Origin of the sequence: Nonomuraea purpurea (assembly GCF_042650645.1) — a bacterium.
In the GTDB taxonomy this organism is placed as follows: Bacteria; Actinomycetota; Actinomycetes; order Streptosporangiales; family Streptosporangiaceae; genus Nonomuraea; species Nonomuraea purpurea.
In genome coordinates this window covers 451,550-468,041 of sequence record NZ_JBHSBI010000002.1, presented here as the reverse complement: position 1 = coordinate 468,041, position 16,492 = coordinate 451,550, and the positions used below count along the sequence as shown (strand labels likewise).

The 16,492-nt window shown below is 69.9% G+C and carries 14 protein-coding genes; 8 read left to right on the top strand and 6 right to left on the bottom strand.

Going from position 1 to position 16,492, the window contains the following annotated elements:
* Positions 1-74 precede the first annotated feature (74 nt).
* Complete coding sequence (locus ACFOY2_RS06080; protein ID WP_379526917.1) at positions 75-674, top strand: TetR/AcrR family transcriptional regulator; 600 nt, start codon at positions 75-77, stop codon at positions 672-674.
* Positions 675-763: 89 nt separating this feature from the next.
* Positions 764-1,729, top strand: a complete 966-nt coding sequence (locus ACFOY2_RS06075) for an AurF N-oxygenase family protein (protein WP_379526916.1) — start codon at positions 764-766, stop codon at positions 1,727-1,729.
* On the opposite strand, the gene ACFOY2_RS06070 is transcribed toward ACFOY2_RS06075, so the two are convergent.
* Positions 1,710-2,519 carry a class I SAM-dependent methyltransferase gene (locus ACFOY2_RS06070; RefSeq protein WP_379526915.1) on the bottom strand — a complete coding sequence of 270 codons (810 nt, stop codon included), beginning with the start codon at positions 2,517-2,519 and terminating at the stop codon, positions 1,710-1,712. The two genes, ACFOY2_RS06075 and ACFOY2_RS06070, sit on opposite strands and share 20 nt — an antisense overlap.
* Before the next feature lie 52 nt (positions 2,520-2,571).
* Between ACFOY2_RS06070 and ACFOY2_RS06065 the strand changes: the two genes are divergently transcribed.
* Entirely contained in the window at positions 2,572-3,408 is an 837-nt protein-coding gene (locus ACFOY2_RS06065) for a copper resistance CopC family protein (RefSeq protein ID WP_379526914.1), read from the top strand.
* Positions 3,405-4,445, top strand: coding sequence for a copper resistance D family protein (locus ACFOY2_RS06060; RefSeq protein ID WP_379526913.1), 1,041 nt, complete (start codon positions 3,405-3,407; stop codon positions 4,443-4,445). Before ACFOY2_RS06065 ends, ACFOY2_RS06060 begins: the two co-directional genes overlap by 4 nt.
* 174 nt (positions 4,446-4,619) lie before the next feature.
* Here the strand turns inward: ACFOY2_RS06060 and ACFOY2_RS06055 are convergent, their stop codons facing one another.
* The gene (locus tag ACFOY2_RS06055) at positions 4,620-5,807 is read right to left on the bottom strand and encodes a hypothetical protein (protein ID WP_379526912.1); all 1,188 of its coding nucleotides are present in this window, start codon (positions 5,805-5,807) and stop codon (positions 4,620-4,622) included.
* A gap of 83 nt (positions 5,808-5,890) precedes the next feature.
* A complete protein-coding gene (locus tag ACFOY2_RS06050; RefSeq protein ID WP_379526911.1) occupies positions 5,891-6,685 on the bottom strand; it encodes a class I SAM-dependent methyltransferase in 795 nt (264 codons plus the stop codon).
* A gap of 279 nt (positions 6,686-6,964) precedes the next feature.
* Here ACFOY2_RS06050 and ACFOY2_RS06045 point away from each other — a divergent pair, with 279 nt between their 5' ends.
* The 3 genes from ACFOY2_RS06045 to ACFOY2_RS06035 all read left to right on the top strand — a co-directional run bounded on the left by ACFOY2_RS06045 (position 6,965) and on the right by ACFOY2_RS06035 (position 11,754).
* A complete protein-coding gene (locus tag ACFOY2_RS06045; protein ID WP_379526910.1) occupies positions 6,965-7,372 on the top strand; it encodes a PaaI family thioesterase in 408 nt (135 codons plus the stop codon).
* Between the two features lie 474 nt (positions 7,373-7,846).
* On the top strand, positions 7,847-10,909 hold the full coding sequence (locus tag ACFOY2_RS06040; protein ID WP_379526909.1) for an alpha/beta fold hydrolase: 3,063 nt from the start codon (positions 7,847-7,849) through the stop codon (positions 10,907-10,909).
* Positions 10,906-11,754: an ABC transporter permease gene (locus tag ACFOY2_RS06035; protein ID WP_379526908.1), complete on the top strand. Its 849-nt coding sequence runs from the start codon at positions 10,906-10,908 to the stop codon at positions 11,752-11,754. The genes ACFOY2_RS06040 and ACFOY2_RS06035 overlap by 4 nt, the downstream gene beginning before the upstream one ends.
* 160 nt (positions 11,755-11,914) lie before the next feature.
* Here ACFOY2_RS06035 and glpK read toward each other — a convergent pair whose 3' ends face one another.
* Both glpK and ACFOY2_RS06025 read right to left on the bottom strand, forming a co-directional pair.
* Positions 11,915-13,432 (bottom strand): glycerol kinase GlpK, encoded by a 1,518-nt coding sequence (gene glpK, locus ACFOY2_RS06030; RefSeq protein ID WP_379526907.1) that lies wholly within the window; start codon positions 13,430-13,432, stop codon positions 11,915-11,917.
* 10 nt (positions 13,433-13,442) lie between these two features.
* Complete coding sequence (locus tag ACFOY2_RS06025; RefSeq protein ID WP_379526906.1) at positions 13,443-14,243, bottom strand: MIP/aquaporin family protein; 801 nt, start codon at positions 14,241-14,243, stop codon at positions 13,443-13,445.
* 99 nt (positions 14,244-14,342) lie between these two features.
* Between ACFOY2_RS06025 and glpD the strand changes: the two genes are divergently transcribed.
* Positions 14,343-16,022, top strand: coding sequence for a glycerol-3-phosphate dehydrogenase (glpD, locus tag ACFOY2_RS06020; RefSeq protein WP_379526905.1), 1,680 nt, complete (start codon positions 14,343-14,345; stop codon positions 16,020-16,022).
* A 17-nt stretch (positions 16,023-16,039) separates the two neighbouring features.
* Here the strand turns inward: glpD and ACFOY2_RS06015 are convergent, their stop codons facing one another.
* Entirely contained in the window at positions 16,040-16,486 is a 447-nt protein-coding gene (locus ACFOY2_RS06015) for a GNAT family N-acetyltransferase (protein ID WP_379526904.1), read from the bottom strand.
* Positions 16,487-16,492 lie beyond the last annotated feature (6 nt).

The window sequence follows — 16,492 nt, the reverse complement described above, 5'->3', positions numbered from 1 at the left end:
CCCTCCTCCTAGCGCGACAGCCGCGCCCGGTTTGTCCTATAAATACCTTAGATCAGAAGTTAGAGTTACTCGCTGTGACAACAGGTTTCAGCCGATTACGGCGTGACGATTTGCTGAAGACGGCCTGCGAGGTGATCGCGGAGCAGGGATTCGGGCACACCAGAACCCTCGACATCGCCAGAGCCGCCGGCGTGAGCCAGGCGCTGCTCTTCTACCACTTCGAGACCAAGGAACGCCTGTTCGCACAGGCCTTCAGCTACGCGGCCCGGCTCCATCTCAAGGCGCTCGGCGACGTCGAGCACTCCAAGGGCACACCGCTCGACCGGCTGCGCACCCTGCTCAGACTGTCCTCGCCGGCCATCCCCACCGAGGGCTGGCGCCTGTGGATCGACGCCTGGGCGGAGGCGATGCGCAGCCCCGAGCTGGAGGGCATCTCCCGGAAGATCGACCTCCAGGGGCGGCAGGTCATGCGCGGGATCATCGAGGCCGGGGTGGAGTCGGGAGAGTTCAAGTGCGCCGATCCCGACGCGACGACGTGGCGGATCCTGGCGCTCATCGACGGGCTGGCGATCCAGGCGCACGTGCACCCCAGGGCGCTCTCGCGGCGGCGCGTCAACACGCTCATCCGTACGGCGGCGGCGGGCGAACTGGGGCTGAGCGCGGACAATCTGTGACACTCACCCTTTCCCCACTATTGGATGGCTCGTACAATAAAGGTGCTCGGCCCATCCATGGCTCATCTGTGAGGAGAGGGGCACATGTCATGACATCCGCACCGAGCACCACCGCCGCCAGGGAACACGACGAGCAGGTGGCCAACTCCGGCGCCTACGAAGCGGTCATCGAACGGCTGTCGAAGGCGTCGGTGGACAAACACTGGGAGCCGTACCGGGACATCCCATGGGACGATCCGGAGTTCCTGGTCGACCAGGCCGATCCGCGCTGGGAGCTGCCCGAATTCGACAAGCTCGGCGGCCACCCGTGGTACCGCAGCCGTCCGCCCGAGGTGCGGGCGATGATCGGGCTGTGGCGGGTGGCCACCGCGATGAAGATCGGCCTGCAGTTCGAGAACCTGCTCAAACGCGGGCTGCTCAACTACGCCTACCGGCTGCCGAACGGATCACCCGAGTTCCGCTACGTCTACCACGAGGCCATCGAAGAGGGACATCACGGGATGATGTTCCAGGAGTTCGTGAACCGTACCCGGTTACCGGTACGCGGCATGCCCGGACCGCTGTCGGTGCTCGCGCAGGTCGCGCCGTGGATCCCGCTGATCTCGACCGAACTGTTCTTCGTGTTCGTGCTGGGCGGGGAGGACCCGATCGACCACGTGCAGCGCAAGCTGCTCAAGGACGGGCGGACGCACCACCCGCTCGAAGAGACGATCATCCGGATCCACGTCGCCGAAGAAGCGCGGCACATCTCGTTCGCGCGCCACTACCTGCGCAACCGGGTGCCACGGCTGCCCCGGCACCGGCGGCTGCTGCTGGGCGCCATCTCGCCGATCATCCTGGGGGTGATGGCGCGGATCATGCTGGCGCCTCCCGGGCCGATGATCCGGCGCTTCCGGATCCCCGCCCATGTGGTGGCCGAGGTCTATCTGCGTAATCCCGCCGCGAAGGGGGAGATCAGGGACTCGGTGGGGCGGACTCGGGAGTTGTGCGGGGAGATCGGGCTGATCAATCCGCTGACGCGGCGGATCTGGAAGGTCATGGGGATCTGGGGCTGAGCCGCCGGCCCTGCCCGGATTTGTCAACGGCGCGGGGGCGTCTGGCGATCAGGACCTCGGTCTCCGCCGTGTGCTCCCACCGGCCTTCTGGGTTGAGCGCGACCAGCTCCTTCCTGGCCGCCTCGGTGAACGCCGCCACCCTGTCGCCCAGGCGGGCGGGCGCGGTGTAGGAGTAGGACAACTGCAGGCCGACGACGGCGCCCAGGTCGTAGGTCAGGCGGTGCTCGTACACGGCCAGGTCCATGGAGCTGAACGGCGAGACGGCCAGGACGTCGTGGTGGTGCTCGCCGGTGGCCTGGTAGGAGTTCGTGGCGGTGAAGGTGTTGACGTCGAACTCGTCGCGTACCCGCCGCATGGCCGGCTCCCACGGCAGATCCTCGCCGTCACGGGTCGGGCCGATGATCGCCACGACGCCGTGCGGCGGCAGCAGGTCGTCCAGCTCGGCCAGAACCGCGCGGCGGTCCATCCAGTGAAACGACCGGCCCATGACGATGTGGTCGAACGCCGGCAGCTCACGCAGCTTCATCGAGTCACCGGAGAGCCAGCGGACGTTCCGCACCCCGGACGCCAGCCGCCTGCCCTCGGCCAGCATCCCCTCGTCCGGATCGACGGCCAGCACCTCGCGCACCCGCCGCGCCAGCGGGATCGCCACCGTGCCGGGGCCGCACCCGAGGTCCAGCACGCCGCTGTCCTGGCCGAACGCACGCGCCAGGTGCTCGATCGCCGCCTCGCCGTAGTCGGCGCGGTATTTCGCATAGTAAGGGGCCGTGCCGCCGAACAGGTCTCCCATGGATGGGACCATATACAAGTTCGTGATGTGTTCCATGGAAGGTTCTAAAGCTTTGAGGCGGCTACTCACGGTCCTGCTGCTCGCCTGCGCCGCGGCCGGGATCGCTCCGGCGCCGGCTCAGGCGCACAACGTCCTGGTCGACAGCGACCCGAAGGACGGGGCCACGCTGGGGGCGTCGCCCGAGCGGGTGATGCTCGTGTTCGACCAGGCGGTACGCCAGGGGTACGCCCAGGTCGGGGTGACCGGGGCGGACGGGTCGTCCTGGGCCGACGGCTCCGCGGTGGTGGCCGCGGAACGGGTCTCCGTGAAGGTCAAGCCGTTGCGGGGCGGTGGGACGTACACGGTGGGGTACCGAATCCTGTCGGCCGACGGGCACCCGATCACCGGCAAGATCACCTTCACCCTGTCCGCCGACGCCGCCTCGCAAAACGGCACCACTGCCACTGGAGACGCTCGCCCCGACACCGGAAAAGACACCGCCGAGACCGGGGAAAGCACCCCTGGTACCGGGGAGAGCACCTCCGGGGCCGGTGAGAACGCCGCCGCGTGGGGGCAGGGATCCAGCGCGGACGCGGCGGAGGCGGCGGCCAACGGCGGAGCCGGGATGGCCGTGGTCTGGATCGTGGGCGCCCTGCTGGTGCTGGCCGCCGGCACAGCAGTCGCCCTCCGCCGCTCAACGCCGACCCCCACCGAAGCCCCCGCTCAGGCCGGAGCCCCTGGCCCCACCGGAATCGCCGCTCCCGGTGGGCCGCCTGCCGTCACTACCGGGCCTTCCGCCCCTGCCCTTACCTCTCCTCCCCCCGCATCGTCCGCGCCTCCGCCCTCTGAGCCGCCCGCCGGCACGTCGGGGCAGGGTGACGGGCCGGTGTCCGGGGAGACGCGCGCGTGACCGTCACCGCTTCTCCCGCCCCATCCCTCTCCCGGCAGCGGGTCGGCGGGCGGCTCGTGGTCGGGGCGTTCGGCGTGTGCGCGATCGTCTCCGTCGTGGCCGCGAGCTCGTTCACCGCTCAGCAGTCCGTGCCCGGGATCCCCATGCCGGGGCTGCTGGTGTCCGTCGGCCTGCCGATCGTGCGGGTGCTGCTCGACCTGGCCGCCGTGGCCGTCGTCGGGCTCAGCCTGGTGCCCAAGCTACTGGGGTTCGACCACCCGGAGCGTACCGAGCCCGTCCTGCTCAGGGTCCGGCCGCTGGCGGTGATCGCGGCCTGGGCGTGGGCGATCTGCGCGCTGCTCACCATCGTGTTCCAGACGGCCGAGCTGAACCCCGGCAGTGTGCCGACGTTCGGGATGATCGCCGAATATGTCGAGAACGTCGGCACGGGCCAGGGCCTGCTGTTCAGCGCCGCGTGCGCGCTGGCGGCGGCGGGCATCGGGCTGATGGCGGTGCGGTTCGGCGAGAAGGTGCCCGCCGAACTGCGGGTGATCGTGGCGCTGTTCGGGTTGCTGCCGATCCCGGTCACCGGCCACGCCGTGAACTCGATCTGGCACGACCCCATCATGGTCTCGATGGAGATCCACGTGATGGGTGCGGCGGCATGGACGGGCGGTCTGGTGGCGACGGCCGTGTTCGTGGCGCCGCACAGGGATCTGCTGGCCGTGGTGCTGCCCAGGTTCTCCAGGATCGCCACGGTATGCCTGCTCCTGGTGGCGCTGTCCGGCCTGATCAACGGGCTCGGGACGATGGCGCTCACGCCCGGGGTGACACTTCCCGACGCGATCCTCACCAGCCACTACGGGCTGCTGATCGTGGTCAAGACGGTGCTGGTGGCGTTGCTGGTGCCGGTGGCCGCCCACATCCGCTTCCGCCTGCTGCCCGCCGTACGCCAGGGCGGTGCCACTGCCCTGGTGGGGTGGGCGGCGGTCGAGGTGGGGGTGATGGGGCTGGCGTACGGGGTCGCGGTAGCCCTCACCCGGGCCTCGATCGCCTGATCCCCCAACCGCCGCCTGATCCCTCCAAACCGTCCCCGACCCAGCTCCCAGGTCGGGCCGCCCTGGCTTTCCGCCTCAGCTCTCAGGGCTGCCCCGCCCTGGTCTGCGGCGCATCGTCCGCCTGCGGACACCAACCCCACCGCAGACCCGAATCACGGCCATCGGGGTGGGGCCTCAGGGGGTTGCGGCGGCGATGACCGGGGGTTCGATCGGGTCGACCGGCCGGGCCTTGCGTCTGCCGACAACCCATTCCGCCACCGCCCAGACGGCCAGCAGCCCCACCCCGGCCCAGACGGCCGACGACGTGGCCGGCGGAGGCGCTCCGAACAGCCCTTCCTGTCCCTTGAGCGCCCCGTACACCGGCCCCATGAGCGTGCTCTGCGCGATGAGCGCCCCGTAGGCGGCGGCCGTCACCCCGACGGCCCCCAGCACCGCCCGGAGCGCGGGCAGTCGCAGCAGGAACGCCAGGTCCACGACGAGCCCTGCCACCACCATGAAGAACGGCACGGCCGACGGCGGGAACCCGGTGAAGGTGAGCAACGGCCAGATCAGCGTCCTGAACCCGACGTAAGAGGCGGCCACGAGCGTGGCCGTGCCGAACCGGCCGATCAGCAGCCGCGCCACCACCAGCACGGACAGCACGGCGACGACCGCGTACACCGGATAGAGAAAATCGGGCACAGGCAGCGCGAACCCGGTCATCATCGTCCGGTCCACAGGCCGCCCCATCTGGTCGGCCGCGAACCGCAGCAGGATCGGCTCGGCGTACGTGGCCTGGTTGTCCCAGGCGCCGATGGACAGGATGCCGTACTCCTGGTGCTGTTCGGGAAAGTGCACGTTCTCCAGAAAGAAGGCGAAGAACGCGCCCAGCACCACGACCCGCTCCCTGCCCGGCGGCGCGCCCATGAACCAGCCGCGGATCACGCCCGCGATCATGAAGAACGTTCCTGCGTAGAGCATGATGTGCGACGGGCTCCACGAGGTGATGTCGAGCCCGTTGACGCGGTGGTTGATCAGGTCGAGCGGCACCGCGACGAGGAAGATCCCGGTGCCCCACTGGATCAGCCGGAGCGCGGCCTTGTCCACGCCGTAGCCGGTGTAGCCGTGGATGACGGTCAGGGCGACGGCGATGACCGTACCGGCGGAGTTGAGCAGGTGGGGCGGGGCGAGGTCGTCACGCAGCCACTTGAAGTGCCACGAGACGTCCCACGCCGAGCCGAGCAGCTTGAGCGTGAACGCCGCCAGCCAGCCGAAGTAGAGCACCCTGAACAGGTCTTGCGGCGTCTCACGCCCCGCCTGGCCTCTGGTCCAGTATGGCAAGGCCCATTCGGCGGCCTTCTTGATCGATGCTGGAGACTTCACGAAGCTGAATCTTACGGTTTCCCGCGATGCCGCTCCGCGACGCCCTGTCCCTCCGGCCGTAACGACGCTGAGCTGCGCGAACGTCACTTGGCGGCCGTGGCCCGCAGGGAGTACATGAGCGGGATCCTGGGGGCGCCCTCCGGGAGGCGGTACTCCTTCCCGTCAGCCACCAGCGTGGCGTAGCGCGCGAAGAGGGTGTGGTCGTGCTCGTGCAGGAACTCCATGCGCAGGCCCGCCGCGGCCACCGCGCTGACGACCTCGCCGATCCCGTGCTGGAACTGCACGGACGTCTGGTGCTCCAGGATTTCGCTACCGGTGTAGGTGTGGGGTTCCTCCCAGACGTGAGGGCTGCGGTCGAAGTAGTCGTAGGTGACGGTGGTGCCCGACTCGTCGTCCAGGATGTCGCCGAACGGGTGGAACTCCGCGAGATAGAGGAACCCGCCCGGTTTGAGCAGGGCCGCGACCGTTCGCGCCCAGCGGGTCAGGTCGGGCAGCCAGACCAGGGCGCCCAGGCCGGTGTAGACGATGTCGTACCTCTCGCCGAGCGCCTCGACCGCGTCGTACACGTCCGCCGTGACGAATCTCGCCGGGATGCCGCACTCGTCGGACAGGGCCCTGGCCTGCGTGATGGCGGCGTCGGAGAAGTCGAGGCCGGTCACCTCGGCGCCGAGCCTGGCCCAGGAGAGCGTGTCGAGGCCGAAGTGGCACTGCAGGTGGACGAGGCTGCGGCCGGTCACGTCGCCGACCTCTTCCCGCTCGAACGGCGTCAGCGCGATCCTGCCGTCGACCTTGAAGCCGCGGACGTCGTAGAAGTCGCTGCCCACGTGGATGGGGACCCGCGCGTTCCAGTTGGCCCTGTTGACCTGCAGGTAGTCCATAGGTTCGAGCGTAAAGGAGAGCATCGGCCCGGCGCCGCCCCATTAAAGGCGGGGTCGCCACCGATGGCCGGTTCAGGTCCCCGCTTCTCCTTCACGCCGGCGTACCGGAGGCCCTGGAAGGTGGGCGCGGGGCACCGGCGCGCTCGACGTCCAGGCGCGCGGTTCCTTGCGAACTTGGCCATCATCCCGTTATCCACAGCCGCTCCCGGCCGTGGCGACTTGTCCACAGGAACCTCGCCGACCGCCTCGCGCCCGCCGGCCACCGTGCATGATGAGCCCGTGACTCCAGCAGACGCAGAGGCGATTCTCCAGGAATACTTCGCCCCCTGGATCAAGGCGCTCGGGTTGCGGGTGGAGGAGGTGGGCGAGCGCCACGCCATCGTCCGGCTTCCCTGGTCCGACGACCTGGCCAGACAGGGCGGCGGGCTGTGCGGCCAGGCGATGATGGCCGCCGCCGACACGGCCACGGTCATCGCCATCTCCTCGGCCCGCGGCGGGTTCGTGCCGATGACGACAGTGCAGCAGTCCACGACGTTCCAGCGACCGGTGACGGGCAAGGACGTCCTGCTCGACGTACGGATCACCAAGCTGGGCCGCACGCTGGCCTTCACCGAGGTCACCTTAACGGCGGAAGGCAGCACGGAGACCGCCGCCCACGCGACGACGGTCTACGCGATCCTGGCCTGAACCGACACCCAACCCACCAAGATCACACCACACCACACCAGCGACACCACCACAACCACACTCCGCCCCGCCAACAGCATCGCCATGACCACGCTCCGCCCTGCCCCGCCCCGCCATGACCACGCTCCGCTCCGTCCCGCTCCGCCCCGCCCCGCCTCTCCCCGTCCCGCCCCGCCTCGCCTCGCCTCGCCAACGGCACCAACACGACCGCACTGCTCCCCATGTCAGCGGGTACACGACCGCACTGCTTTCCCACGGCAGCAACGACACCCCCACCCACTGCCCGATGGCTGTCGCCCAGCCACGAACCACCCGATGACCGGCCGCCAAGAGACCCGCAGCGCTGGCACCGGTCGTCGTGTCCGCAACCCCATCCACCACCACCTCATGCCCCGACAATTGGCACCATGTGGGCGATCCCGGCGTGAGTGCCGTCTCAGCGATCTCTCAGGTGCGGAAAGTAGGCTCGCGTTCATGAAGCGTGTGGCCGCGCTGGTAGCGGCCCTCGCCCTTATCGGGGTGACGACATGGCTGGTGTGGCCGTCGGCTCCTGAGGTGCGGGGCCAGGACCAGAAAATAAGCGTCGTCGACGGACCCGCCAACAACCAACGGGTGGAGCTCGACACGACGTTCTTCCCACCACCAGATGGCGGGAAGGCGCCCGTCGTGCTGCTCGCCCACGGTTTCGGCGGCAGCAAGCAGAGCATGCGTGAGCAGGCGATCCGCCTCGCCCAGGACGGTTACGCCGTACTGACCTGGTCAGCCCGCGGGTTCGGCCGCTCGACCGGCCAGATCGCGCTCAACTCTCCCGACTACGAGGTCAAGGACGTCAAGCAGCTGATCGACTGGCTCGCCAAGCGCCCGGAGGTCCAGCTCGACGCGGCAGGCGATCCGCGCGTGGGCATCGCCGGCGGCTCGTACGGCGGCTCCATCGCGCTGATGACGGCGGCCCACGACCAGCGCATCGATGCGATCGTCCCGCAGATCACCTGGTCCGACCTCGCCGACGCGCTCTTCCAGAACGCGGCCACCCAGAGCGCCCAATCCCCCACCACCACCGACCAGGACGCCGGCAACGGCACCGGCCAGGACACCCAGTCCCCTGCCGCCGCCGATGATCAAAGCGCCGGAGATGCCGCAACCGCCGCCAGCACTATCGGCAGTGGGGTCTTCAAGCGCATGTGGGCGGGCATCTTCTTCGGTCAGGGTGTCTCGGTTGACAGCTTCGCGTTGCGGGGCAGCCGGCAGGAGGCAGCCGCTCCGCTGACCGCCGAGCAGGCCCGGTGCGGCAGGTTCCTGCCCGAGATCTGTGACATGTACCAGGAGGCCGCCAAGACCGGCAGGGCTACCCCGGAGACCATCGCCCTGTTGCGCAAGTCGAGCCCGATCACCGTGGCCGACCGGATCAAGGCCCCCACGCTGCTCATCCAGGGTCAGCGCGACTCGCTGTTCCCGCTCAGCCACGCGGACGCCAACGCCAGGGCGATCGCCGCCTCGGGCACACCGGTGAGCCTGGCCTGGTTCGACGGTGGTCATGACGGCGGAAACGGCGAGGCCGACTGGCTGTTCGAGCAGTCCTCTGCCTGGTTCGCCCGATATCTGAAGGGTGAGGGATCAGACCAGGCGGCACCGCCGGTCAGCGCGTTCACCGTGACGCGTGACGGCGGCCGTGACCCGGGAACGCGCCAGCGCATCCGCCTCCACCCGGAAGCCGCCTCCTACCCCGGCCTCGGCGGCACCGACACCACGAGCGTCGAGCTGAGCGGCCCCGAGCAGAACATCGTGAACCCGCCCGGCGGCGCCCCGGCCTCGATCTCGACCGTTCCCGGCATCGGCGGCCTGCTGAGCGGCCAGAACAACACCGGTGTGTCGATCGACATGCCGGGCCAGTCGGCCGCGTTCGAGTCCCGGCCGCTCACCGCTCCGCTGCAGCTCACCGGTAGCTCCACGGTCAAGGTCAAGGTGTCGGGCAAGGGCGAGGCGACGCTGTTCGCGAAGCTGTACGACGTGGCCGACAACCTGCAACCGGCCGCGCTGCCCGCCGGGCTGGTCTCGCCGGTCCGGGTGACGATCCCTGAGGGCGCGGGCAGTGCGGAGGCCACGATCACGCTGCCGGCCGTGGACCACCGTTTCGCCGTCGGCCACCGGCTCCGCCTGGTCGTGACCACGACCGACATGGGCTTCGCGACGCCTGTCGAGCCGGCCGCGTACCAGGTGTCGCTATCCTCCCCCACGCTCACCGTCCCGACGGTCCGCACGTTGGCAGCCGCACCGACGGGGGTCTCCTGGTGGGTGTGGGCGATGCCGCTGGCCGCCGTCCTGATCGCCGCTGGTCTCCTTGCCACGGGCCGCACTCCGGCACGCGCACTGGCAGGCCCCGGACCCCGCAACCAGCGAACCCGTAACCAGGCGGCTGTGCCCAGCACGACGGAAGACGGCCGGCAGCCCAACGCCTCGACGCTCACTCCGGTCGGGCAATCGCACGAGGCACCCGTGTTGTCGCCGGACGACGGCCAATCGCGCGATGCGTCCACGCTGTCGCCGAACGGTCACGACGCATCCGCTTCCCACCCCAATGAAGACGCGAAGGATGCACCCGTCGCCGCGCCAAACGGCCACCCGCTGGCCGACGGGCACGCCGAGGAGCTGACGGCCGCGGACCCGAACCAGGACGTCACGTCTGCACGGGACAGCCAGGGCGACGAGCTGGTGCCGATCGCCAACGGACACGACAAGGAACCAACGACCCCAGACCCGAACCAAGACGTCACCTCCACGCGAGACAGCCAGAGCGACGAGCTGGTGCCGTTGGAGATCAGTGGGCTGACGAAGGCGTATCGGAACGGGGAGCTGGCCGTTGACGGGTTGTCGTTCCGGGTCGAGCAGGGGCAGGTGCTGGGCCTGCTCGGGCCGAACGGTGCCGGTAAGACGACCACGATGCGGATGATGATGGGTCTCATCCAGCCGGACGGCGGCGAGATCCGGATCTTCGGTGAGCGCGTGACGCCGGGAGCGCCCGTGTTGTCGCGGTTGGGGTCATTCGTCGAAGGGCCCGGCTTCCTGCCGCATCTGTCCGGGAGGGACAACATCGAGCTGTACTGGGCGGCCACCGGACGGCCGGCCAAGGACGCTCACTTCGAGGAGGCGCTGGAGATCGCCAACCTCGGCAAGGCGCTGGACCGGGCGGTACGCACCTACTCCCAGGGCATGCGCCAGCGGCTCGCCATCGCCCAGGCGATGCTCGGGCTGCCGGACCTGCTCGTGCTGGACGAGCCCACGAACGGTCTCGACCCACCCCAGATCCGCGAGATGCGCGAGGTGCTCAAGCGCTATGCGCGCGACGGCCGTACCGTGATCGTCTCGAGCCACATGCTGGCCGAGGTGGAGCAGACCTGCAGCCACGTCGTGGTCATGCGGCGGGGGCGGCTGGTGTCCGCCGGCCCGGTGTCGCACCTGCTCAGGTCGGCAGCCGTCGGCAACGGGCACGGGCCCCGGCTGGAAGATGTGTTCCTCGACCTCATCGGAGACAAATCATGACCGCCGCGACGGGCTACGCGCCGCGCCGTACGCTGCCGCTGCGCGTGGAGATCGTCAGGCAGTTCAAGCGGCGGCGCACGCTGGCCATGTTCGGGCTGCTGCTGGCGCTGCCGTGGATCCTGGTGATCGCGTTCCAGTTCGGGCCGCAGACCAGCACCCAGAGCCAGCCGTCACTGCGCATCTCCGATCTGGCCACCGAGAGCGGCCTGAACTTCGCCGCCTTCGCCCTGTCGGTGTCGGCCAGCTTCCTGCTGGTGGTGGCGGTGGCCCTGTTCTGCGGCGACACCGTGGCCAGCGAGGCCAACTGGTCGTCGCTGCGCTACCTGCTGGCGGCGCCCGTCCCCCGTGACCGGCTCCTGCGGCAGAAGCTGATCGTGGCGCTCGGCTACTCGGCGGCGGCCGTCATCTGCCTGCCGCTGATGGCGCTGCTGGCGGGCACGCTGGCGTTCGGCTGGGACGACATCCAGGTGCCCGGCACCGGCGAGACGATCCCGGCCCTGGACGTGTTGCCGAGGTTCGGCATCGTGATCGGGTACGCCCTGGTCAGCCAGCTCGTGGTCGCCGCCCTGGCCTTCCTCATCTCCACCATGACCGACTCCCCGCTCGGCGCGGTGGGCGGGGCGGTCGGCCTGTGGATCATCTGCACTATTCTGCAGGCGGTCGAGGCGCTGGGGGCGCTGCGCGAATTCCTGCCGACGTTCTGGAACAACGCCTGGCTGGACGCCCTGGCACCCGAGTTGGACTGGAGCGGCATGGCCAAGGGGGCGTCGGTGTCGATCACGTACGCGGCCATCCTCATCGCCGTGGCCTTCCGCCGCTTCCGCCGCAAGGATGTGGTGAGTTAACCGCCTGGGCGGACCCAGCCGGGCGCGCCCGGCTCCTCTCTCTTCGGCGCAGCGGCGGACGACGGTGGGTTCAAGCGGTTCAGGTAGGCGGTTCAGGGGTTCAGGTCAGGCGGCTCAGGCGGTTCAGGTCAGGCGGCTCGGGCGGTTCAAGTCGGGCGGTTCAGGCGGGTTCGGCCCAGTCGAATGCCTTGGTCACCGCCTTCCTCCAGGCCGCGTACCCCTTCTCCCTCCGCTCCCCGCTCCACCCGGGCTCCCATCGCCGGTCTTCGGCCCAGTGGGTCCGCAGTTCCTCCACGTCTCTCCAGAACCCCACCGCCAGCCCGGCTGCGTACGCGGCGCCCAGGGCCGTGGTTTCCGCGACCACCGGGCGGCTGACCGGGACGCCGAGGATGTCGGACTGGAGTTGCATGCAGAGGTTGTTGGCCGTGACCCCGCCGTCGACCTTCAGCACGTCCAGAATCACCCCCGAGTCCCGTTGCATGGCCTCGACGACGTCGCGGCTCTGGTAGCAGATCGCTTCCAGGGTGGCTCTGGCGAGGTGGGCGTCGGTGTTGCAGCGGGACAGGCCGACGATGGCGCCTCGGGCGTCGGCTCGCCAGTACGGGGCGAAAAGTCCGGAAAAGGCGGGAACGAAGTACATGCCTCCGTTGTCCGGCACCTGACGCGCCAGCGTCTCGCTCTGGGCCGCCGAGGTGATGATGTGGAGCTGGTCGCGCAACCACTGCACGGCCGACCCGGTGACGGCGATCGAACCTTCGAGGGCGAACACCGCAGGCTGGTCGCCGAACTTGTAGGCGACGGTGGTGAGCAGGCCGCTGTCGGAGCGCACCCGGTCGGTGCCGGTGTTGAGCAGCAGGAAGTTGCCGGTGCCGTAGGTGTTCTTGGCCTCGCCGGGCGAGAAGCAGACCTGGCCGACGGTGGCGGCCTGCTGGTCGCCGAGGATGGCGGTGATCGGCACCTCGCCGCCGAGCGGCCCGTGGCGGAGGGTCACGCCGTACGCCCCGGGCTCGGCCGACGGCCGGATCTGCGGCAACATCCGGCGCGGGATGCCGAAGAAGGACAGCAGTTCGTCGTCCCAGTCGAGGGTGTCGAGGTCCATGAGCATGGTACGGCCGGCGTTGGTCACGTCGGTGACGTGCACGCCGCCGTTGACGCCGCCGGTGAGGTTCCACAGGGTCCAGGTGTCGGTGTTGCCGAAGATCGCCTCGCCCCGCTCCGCCGCCGCGCGGACGCCGTCCACGTTCTCGAGGATCCACTGGATCTTGCCGCCGGAGAAGTACGCCTCGGGCCGCAGGCCAGTGCGGTCGCGGATGATCTGGCCGCGTCCGTCCTGGTCGAGCGCGGCGGCGATGCGGTCGGTGCGGGTGTCCTGCCACACGATCGCGTTGGAGTAGGGGCGGCCCGTCCGCGGGTTCCACACCACGGTGGTTTCCCGCTGGTTGGTGACGCCGAGGGCGGCCAGGTCGCTGTCGTGCAGGCCGGAACGCTGGAGCGTGGTCTGGATGACGGCGGCGGTCCTGGTCCAGATCTCGATCGGGTTGTGCTCGACCCAGCCGGCTCTGGGGAGGATCTGCTGGTGTTCGAGCTGGAACTTGGCGACCTCCGCGCCGTCGTGGTCGAAGATCATGAAGCGCGTGCTCGTGGTGCCCTGGTCGATGGCACCCACGAAGTCGGGCATGGCGTACTCCTCAGTCGGACGGCTTCACGGTGTCGCGGTTCTCGTCGCGCGGCAGGTGCGTGGCGATGAGCACCTGGTAGAGCGCGGCGCCGAGGAGCCCGCCGAGCGCGGGGCCGACGATGGGCACCCAGAAGTACAGGTCGCCGTACTGGTCTCGCCACGCGCCCTCGTACCCGGTGAGGAAGCTCGCCAGGCGCGGCCCGAAGTCGCGCGCGGGGTTGATCGCGTAGCCGGCGTCGGCGCCGAGCGCCATGCCGATGCCGACGACGAGCAGGCCGATGACGACGGGGCCCAGGTTCGCGCTGGGCGCCATGTTGGTGGTGTCGGACAGGGCGAAGATGACGAACAGCAGGACGGCGGTGCCGATGATCTGGTCGCGCAGCCCGCCCCACAGGCCCACCGGCAGGGTGCCGTTGCCGGGCAGCGTCGAGAAGACGATCTGGGTCTTGGTCGTGTGCCCGGGGTCGGCCATGGCGAGGATCTCGGTGTAGTTCCAGCGCATCAGGAGCGCGCCGACGAAGGCTCCGGCGGTCTGCGCCAGCGTGTACGGCCCGACCTTGCGCCATGGGAAGCCCCTGAAGGCGGCGAAGCCCAGGGTGACCGCCGGATTGAGGTGCGCCCCTGTGGTGCGGCCGGCGACGTACACGCCGAGCGCGACCCCGATGCCCCATGCCCAGGCGATGCTGTCGTGGTCGCCGAGCCCGCCCGCGACGACCTGCGCGACCACCCCCACGCCGAACACGATGAGCACCATCGTCCCGGCGAACTCGGCGATCATCTCACCGGCCAGCCCCATCCTCCTGAGCTCCACCGCCACCTCCAAGCAGCTCAGGTGAGGCATTCCCCGATCGGGGGAACGCATACGGAAGGTACATCATTTGTCACTGAAAGTGAGTAGTACGCCATGGGGATGACGGGGGCGCTCGACGCCACGAAGCGGCAGGAGTGCCTGGACCGGCTCCGCGAGCAGACCTTCGACGTGCTGGTCGTCGGCGGGGGCGTCACCGGCGCGGGCGCGGCGCTGGACGCGGCCTCGCGCGGGCTGCGCGTCGCCCTTGTGGAGAGCCGCGACCTGGCGTCGGGCACGTCGAGCCGGTCCAGCAAGCTCATCCACGGCGGGCTGCGCTACCTGGAGCAGTTCGACTTCAAGCTCGTACGCGAGGCGCTCAAGGAACGCGGCCTGCTGGTTTCCCGCCTGGCCCCGCACCTGGTGAGACCGACGACCTTCCTGTATCCGCTGCGCCGCAAGGTGGTCGAGCAGCCGTACGTGGCGGCGGGGCTCACGCTGTATGACGCGCTGGAGGGTGTGCGGCGCCCGCTGCCCAGGCACAGGAACCTGTCGCTCAAGCAGGCCCGCCGCCTGGTGCCGGGGCTGCGTACCGACGTGCTGACCGGCGGCATGATCTACTGCGACGCCCAGGTGGACGACGCCCGCTTCACCCTCGCACTCGCCAGGACGGCCGCCGCGCACGGCGCCACGGTCGTGACCAGGGCCGGCGTCGTGGCGATGCGGCGCGACGAATGCGGCGAGCGGATCGTCGGCGCCAGGGTCCGCGACGAGAAGAGCGGCCACGAGATCGACGTGGCGGCCGATTCGGTGGTGGTGTGCGCGGGCGTGTGGACGGACCCGGTGACCCGGCTGCCGGGGGCGGCCGAGCCGAGTTTCACGGTCAGGATGTCGAAGGGCGTGCACGTGCTGGTGCCGCGCGAGGCCATCGCCGCACGCACCGGCGTGATCATCCGTACGGACAAGAGCGTGCTGTTCATCATCCCGTGGACGGCCGACCGGTGGATCATCGGCACCACCGACACCGACTACGACGGCGACCGCGCCGAGCCCGCGGCCACGGGCGAAGACGTCGACTATCTTCTGCGACACGCCAACTCGGTGCTGGCCAGGCCGCTGACCCATGACGACGTCGTCGGGCTGTTCGTCGGGCTGCGTCCGCTGGTGGCCGCCGACGCGAGCGCCTCGACGACCAAGTTGTCTCGCGAGCACGTGGTGGACGTGCCGATCCCCGGCCTGGCCACGATCGCGGGCGGGAAGTTCACGACCTACCGGATCATGGCCAGGGACGTGATCGACGCCGCGCTCGAAGGGTACGACGTGCCCGGGTCGGTCACCGACCGGCTGCCGCTGGTCGGCGCGGACGGGCTGCCCGCGCTGCACCTGTCCGTCGGACGCATCGCCGAGGACTACGACGTGGACGCCGACACCGTCGACCACCTCATCAGGCGCTACGGCAACCTCGCGCTGGAGGTCCTCGACCTCGTCCGCGACGATCCCTCGCTCGGTGAGCCCCTGATCGAGCCGGGCCCCTGGCTCAGGGCCGAGATCCGCTACGCCGTCACCCACGAGGGCGCCCTGCACGCCGAGGACATCGTCTCGCGCAGGACCCGGATGCTCATCGAGTCGGGCGAGCTGGCCGAGCGGGCGGCGCCGCTGATCGCGCGGTTGATGGCGGACGTGCTCGGGTGGGACGAGGAGCGGGTGGAGCAGGAGGTCGAGCGCTGCCGCGCGCTGGTGGAGGTGGAGCGCCGCGCCCTGGCCGAGGCCAGGACCGCGCGCGAGGACCTGGCCATGGCCTGAGCCGATCTTGCGGCCGTTCAGAGGGTGCGGACGAACGTGACCAGGCTCGTCCCCGGCCCGTTGTAGCCGGGGACGGGATCGCCGGCCTCGAACCCCATGCGCCGGTGGAAGGCGATGGACCGCTCGTTGACCGGCGAGGTGATCGCCCGCACCACGCGCCGGTCATGCCCCCGGGCCAGGCCGAAGAAGCGCTCGTACATGGTGCGGGCGAGCCCGCTCGTCCTGGCGTCCGGGGAGACGCCGACGAAGTGGATGTAGGCCTCGTCGCCTTCGGACGGCGAGACGAAGCCGATCAGGAAGCCCGCCAGGCCCTCGGGCCCTTCGGCGACCGTGCTCGTGCGGTGGAAGTGGTCGAGGAAGAGCCTGGGCAGCGCGCCCAGGACGGGCCGGCCCCACCAGTCGTCGACGACGGCGGCGATGGCGTCGTAGTCGGCGGGGGTCGCGGTACGCAGCGCATAGGTCATGTCACC